General features: G+C 45.6%; 4 protein-coding genes, 4 tRNA genes and 1 pseudogene. All 9 read right to left on the reverse strand.

What is annotated here, in order from left to right; translation table 11 throughout:
- A pseudogene (locus HHX48_RS18460) lies at positions 1–73 on the reverse strand (GTP-binding protein); the annotation flags it as partial.
- A 73-nt stretch (positions 74–146) separates the two neighbouring features.
- Positions 147–222, reverse strand: a tRNA-Thr gene (locus tag HHX48_RS18465).
- Between the two features lie 6 nt (positions 223–228).
- Positions 229–303 (reverse strand) — tRNA-Gly (locus HHX48_RS18470).
- Positions 304–336: 33 nt separating this feature from the next.
- A tRNA-Tyr gene (locus HHX48_RS18475) sits at positions 337–421 on the reverse strand.
- A gap of 9 nt (positions 422–430) precedes the next feature.
- Positions 431–506, reverse strand: a tRNA-Thr gene (locus HHX48_RS18480).
- Between the two features lie 101 nt (positions 507–607).
- A complete protein-coding gene (locus HHX48_RS18485; RefSeq protein WP_191026730.1) occupies positions 608–1,360 on the reverse strand; it encodes a type III pantothenate kinase in 753 nt (250 codons plus the stop codon).
- The gene (gene birA / locus HHX48_RS18490; protein ID WP_191026731.1) at positions 1,350–2,336 is read right to left on the reverse strand and encodes a bifunctional biotin--[acetyl-CoA-carboxylase] ligase/biotin operon repressor BirA; all 987 of its coding nucleotides are present in this window, start codon (positions 2,334–2,336) and stop codon (positions 1,350–1,352) included. The genes HHX48_RS18485 and birA overlap by 11 nt, the downstream gene beginning before the upstream one ends.
- The gene (gene murB, locus HHX48_RS18495; protein ID WP_191026732.1) at positions 2,333–3,322 is read right to left on the reverse strand and encodes a UDP-N-acetylmuramate dehydrogenase; all 990 of its coding nucleotides are present in this window, start codon (positions 3,320–3,322) and stop codon (positions 2,333–2,335) included. The genes birA and murB overlap by 4 nt, the downstream gene beginning before the upstream one ends.
- Positions 3,323–3,414: 92 nt before the next feature.
- Positions 3,415–4,521 carry a glycosyltransferase family 2 protein gene (locus tag HHX48_RS18500; RefSeq protein WP_191026733.1) on the reverse strand — a complete coding sequence of 369 codons (1,107 nt, stop codon included), beginning with the start codon at positions 4,519–4,521 and terminating at the stop codon, positions 3,415–3,417.
- Positions 4,522–5,285: the final 764 nt, after the last annotated feature.

A 5,285-nucleotide genomic window follows, 5' to 3' on the forward strand; every position in this document is an offset into this window, starting at 1 on the left:
TACCGTGGTCAACGTGGCCGATTGTACCCACGTTTACGTGGGGTTTCGTACGTTCAAACTTTTCTTTTGCCATTTTCTATTATCCCAGCAAAGTTACATGAAAACTGTAAATTATATGTTCAATATATATGAGCTGGGGAGAAGAATGGTGCTGATAGGCAGATTTGAACTGCCGACCTCACCCTTACCAAGGGTGCGCTCTACCAACTGAGCTATATCAGCACTAAATGGAGCGGGCAGCGGGAATCGAACCCGCATCATCAGCTTGGAAGGCTGAGGTAATAGCCATTATACGATGCCCGCGATCCTAATTCTCTGGCCACCTCATAGAAAAAGTGGTGGAGGGGGCAGGATTCGAACCTGCGAAGGCTGAGCCGGCAGATTTACAGTCTGCTCCCGTTGACCGCTTGGGTACCCCTCCAGAGATTGATGGTGCCGACTGCCGGAGTCGAACTGGCGACCTACTGATTACAAGTCAGTTGCTCTACCAACTGAGCTAAGTCGGCACTGCATCAAGTGGGTGCGCATTCTAGAGTAATCACTTACTCAGTGCAATAGTCTTTTTGAAATTTCTTTCAAATTTTTCTGAGTGTTGAAGCAGTTATCATCATTCAGAAACCAGCGCCGGAAAATCATTTCTGGCGTAGCGGGCAAGACCATGCACCACCAAATTCGCGACGAGGATGCTACCATCGAATTGCGCGAATGCAAGCATATTTTTGCCCCCTCCCCCAATAATAATGGAAAATTCGGCCTGATTGCTCGACAAATAATCAACTGCGCTCAAATAAACACCTCGTACCGCTGCCTGACAGCCCATCGCCACACATTCTTCGGTAGAAGTGCCGGGTTCAAATCGGGTAGGAATATCCTTATTTGCCGACACCCTTGCAGTATTTTTCACCAAAGCGTCTTTCATAATTCCAAAACCAGGCGTGATCCAACCGCCCAAATGTTGACCATCTTTGACAAAATCACATGTGATCGCCGTGCCGACATCAATGACAGCAAAAGGTTTCCTGGTCATTTTGTGCGCAGCCAGCATTGCCAGCCAACGATCTACACCCATTTTTGTGACATCTGAATAGGCGTTTACCAGAGAAAACTGTTCTTTTTGCGTATAAATAATTTTAAGCTGAATTGCATGCTGCTGACAGAATTCAGAAAAATGCTGCTCTATGCTGGCATCGCCCACGTTAGACAAATAAATACAGCTAATATAGGGAAAGGTCTTTAATGTTTGAAAGCACTCGGTGGCAGAGTAAGCAGAGTGAAGTTCAGTGTCGATATTATTTAAGGTCACAAATTTGATGCTGGTGTTACCAGCATCGACTAATACGATGTCATTTTCAGTGACCACGCAGGCTTACCTCACCACCATGAAAGCGCATAATACCATCACGGGTTTCAACCAACAGGGCGCCACTTTCATCAACGCCACGGTCAATACCGCTAAAGCGCTTCTCTCCCATCTGTAAAACCACGGTTTTGTCTGCGTACAAGTCCAGTGACTCCCAATAGGATACGAATTTACTGAAACCGTGTGACGAGAACGCATCCAGGTGCTGCCATAGTGACTCAATCAGGATTGCGGCGAGGTGATTTCGATCAACCCCTGAAGGTAGGACGCTGGCAAGATCGGTATGAGGCTGACCTACATCATACTGATCTTCAGGGACATTAATGTTCAGCCCTACCCCAATGACGCAGTGCGCCGTTGCGCCTATTTGCCCTTCAACTTCAATCAGAATACCGGCAAGTTTTCTGCCATGTAAATAGATATCATTCGGCCACTTCACCTGCGCGTCTTCAACACCGACTTTTCTGAGTCCGTCACACATTGCCACACCAACCAGGAGCGACAGGCCGGCCATACTCTGATAACCGTCCGGAAAAGACCAGTACATGGAAAAGGTCAGACTGCCGCCCACCGGGGCAAGCCACTGTCGACCATGCCGTCCTCTGCCAGCGGTCTGAATTTCTGCAAGAATGGTATCGCCGTCAGCCAGATCATCTCTCCGGCGAGTGATACGGCCTTTGAGTTCTGCATTGGTGGACTCTAGTACTGGCGCAACCTCGACGACAGCCAGTCGGGAGTCATGAATGTCCTTTGTTATCTTATCGGCCTTGAGCAAATCAAATGGCTGATTGAGTCGATAACCTTTGCCTTTAACCTTAAATACATCCAGCCCCCAGTCAGAAAGCTGACTAATGTGGCCGGCCACGGCGGTGCGCGAAAGATTGACCTCCTGCGCGATGGTTTCGCCGGAGTGAAACTGCCCATCTGAAAGTAACGCCAGTATGTGCTGACGAATTAATTTCGACGCCTGTTTCATAATGCTACCAATCCTTCTTTCCCCACTAAGCGTACCTCAGGCTCCAATGATACACCGAATTTTTCAGTAACAGTGGTCATGATTTCCCGAGCCAGTGCCACAACATCGTTACCGCTGGCACCGCCGAGGTTGGTAAGTACCAACGGCTGCGTGGGATGACATCTTACCTCCCCCACTTGCTTACCCTTATAGCCGCATTGGTCAATTAACCACGCGGCAGGGATTTTTACATCGTCACCAACATGAAAGTGCGGGATATCAGGGTACCCATCTTGAAGTTCCTGAAACTGTTGCGCTGAAACCACCGGATTTTTAAAAAAACTTCCCGCATTCCCCAACGTTGCCGGATCAGGCAATTTATTGCTTCGTACATCAATGACTTTTTCATAAATTGCGTGAGGGGTAGGATGAGTCAGCGCGCTTAGTTCGCCATAGGAGGTATTGAGCTGATAGTTTTTAGGAAGAACAAAATTCACATGGGTAATGATGACATTACCCAACAACTCTTGTTTAAAAATACTATCGCGATAACCAAACCGACACTCTTCATTATTTAAAATGAGGGTATTTCCAGTTGTTCTGTCGACCATTTCAACAGACTCAATAAATGTTCCAACTTCCAAACCATAGGCACCGATATTCTGGATAGGCGCGGCACCGACGGATCCTGGTATAAGCGCCAGGTTTTCCATTCCATGCCATCCTTGCTCTAAAGCAGTTGTCACCAGACGGTGCCAGTTTTCACCAGCGCCGACCCGAAGCTGAATAGCGTAATCGGTGTCATGCACCTCCACCCCTTTGATCTGGTTCAGCAATACAGCGCCGTCATAATCCTCGATGAAAACGGTGTTGCTTCCCTCACCGAGTAGATAGTGGTGGGAAAAGCGATCACACAATGAAAGTGCAGACGAGGCATCGTGAAATGCTTCAAGCTGCTGACATTGCGCATTCAGATGGAAGGTATGATGATTACGTAGTACAGGCACCGGACACCTTAAACGGTTATTCTGAGTGACGACATATTAGGTTATGCGCGCTAAGATGGGAAGGCAGCTGCGAGGATTCTTGGTCACAGAGATTATCGGTGGCGGGTTTGAAACTTTTTAAGGGCTGCTATTGCTCTCTCATCGCTGATGTTTTTAAACGAACGAGCTAACAACGCTTCATCTTTTGCGTCACTATTTTCCACAATAGTCAGTACTTTTTCGTAAGTATCTTTAACAAATTTTTGTGCTTTTTTGACTTCCGCTTCCTCGACCATCTCTTTCAAAATACTCTGTATATGATGGTGGTATCGGTTAAAACTATCAGCATCGAAGTCTAGACTTTCTGCGTCATCCTTAGCAGAATACCCTTTTCGGTTCCCTTTAATTTTTATATTTCCCTCATCGGGGAACTTTGGCCGACCACGCCCCAGAGTTGCAATGTATTCAACTTCGCTTCTGTAATATCGATGAATAATAAAATACGGTTTAATGGGTTGATTCAGCTCAACCTCAGAGACCCGAGAGAATGCTTCATTACTATGCGTAAATCGCGCCCCCGCGGCGTTTCTGTAATCTAAGTATGGATTTACAATATTATGCGGGTTAAGTCGATAATATGGCGAGCGTGTATCAATAATAGATTTAATTTGTGGCCTGCGTTGAACTTTTATTTGTTCTGATATAGCCGGACCAAACTGGTTATCGGGTTCATGTTTGTTTGCCCACTCAAAAGAAATTACGTCGCATTTTTCAATCATTTCCAAACAATCATGAATCGTTGATTTCAGATCCTTTGACACCCAAAATTCATCTATATCTAAAAAGCAAATATGGGAAAAGCCTTGCTTTCTTGCGTTCCCAATGGCTTCTCTGTATAAGCCCACCTGCGGGTTCCCCTTATAGCTATCGAAAAAACCGTCTGCGTTCCTGACAGATACCTGCTCGTGTTCGCAAAACTTGGATAATATTGCGGAACTATTATCAGTTGTTCGATTGATGTTTATTTCTATATGATCAAAGCCAAAGTAAAGGTGGTGTGCAATCCATTCTGGTAGATACGCGGCTTCATTCTTTGCTATAGCAACCAGTTTTACTTTTATTGTGTTTTTTCTGAAACGATCGAAGTAATGCTTTCTTTTTGCAGCAGCAAACTCAATCCCTGTGCGCAGACTATTCTTTAAAACCTTTCTGACTACCACGGCTTACCTTAAAAATATAAACGGATTACAGCCCAATGATAACAGAAAAGCCTCAGGTCATTTATAGCAGGACTATAACTATTCAGCAGTCTTCGTTGTAAGCAAAACAATCCTGTCTCTGAAGTAATACTGCTAATTAGAAGAATCTGTAACCAAGCCTCATTAAGTAAATTATCTTCTAAACAATCTTATCCGAACTTGGGTTACATATTTTATGATGTGCATGAAATGAAGTCTCATGCTGCTTTAATTGCGCAGTCCAGCTCAACGGTATTTCTCCCAGTAAAACGAACCTTAAATAATTGTTTTAGTCTGTTTGATAATCTTTATTAGCCCCGATTACCACGTGGATACATCAGACTACGTGGTTAACGGTGGACAACGATTGTAAAAACGAGGGGTGATGAACTGGAAGCGATGCGGATGAGGGAGCCGATGGCACGCCGACAAAGTGATATTAAGCGAGTTTGGTATCTAACCAGTTTGAACCGCGTTAGCTGTTCTGCGCTAACAGACAGATTACAGCGATATAATGCGTAAAGTGACGAGCGCTAGGCCGCAGGGGATAAGTGCATCGTAGCACCAGGCATAAATTGTTGTGTATGAGCCTGTGCATCGCTCGCAGCCTGCACGCTTTGATGGTGAGGTATTGCAATGCGGGCGTACTGCGCAAACATCACTCCAAAAACGAAAAAAGCCCACTCGATTGAGTGGGCTTCTTCGTAGAATGGGAGCTTGGCGGTGTGCTACTCTCACATGGGGAG

The sequence above is a fragment of the Salinimonas profundi genome (assembly GCF_014750655.1).
GTDB lineage: Bacteria > Pseudomonadota > Gammaproteobacteria > Enterobacterales > Alteromonadaceae > Alteromonas > Alteromonas profundi_A.

Excerpts from the sequence above, each read along its gene's own strand:
- birA (WP_191026731.1), bottom strand. The coding sequence starts at position 2,336 with ATGAAACAGGCGTCGAAATTAATTCGTCAGCACATACTGGCGTTACTT.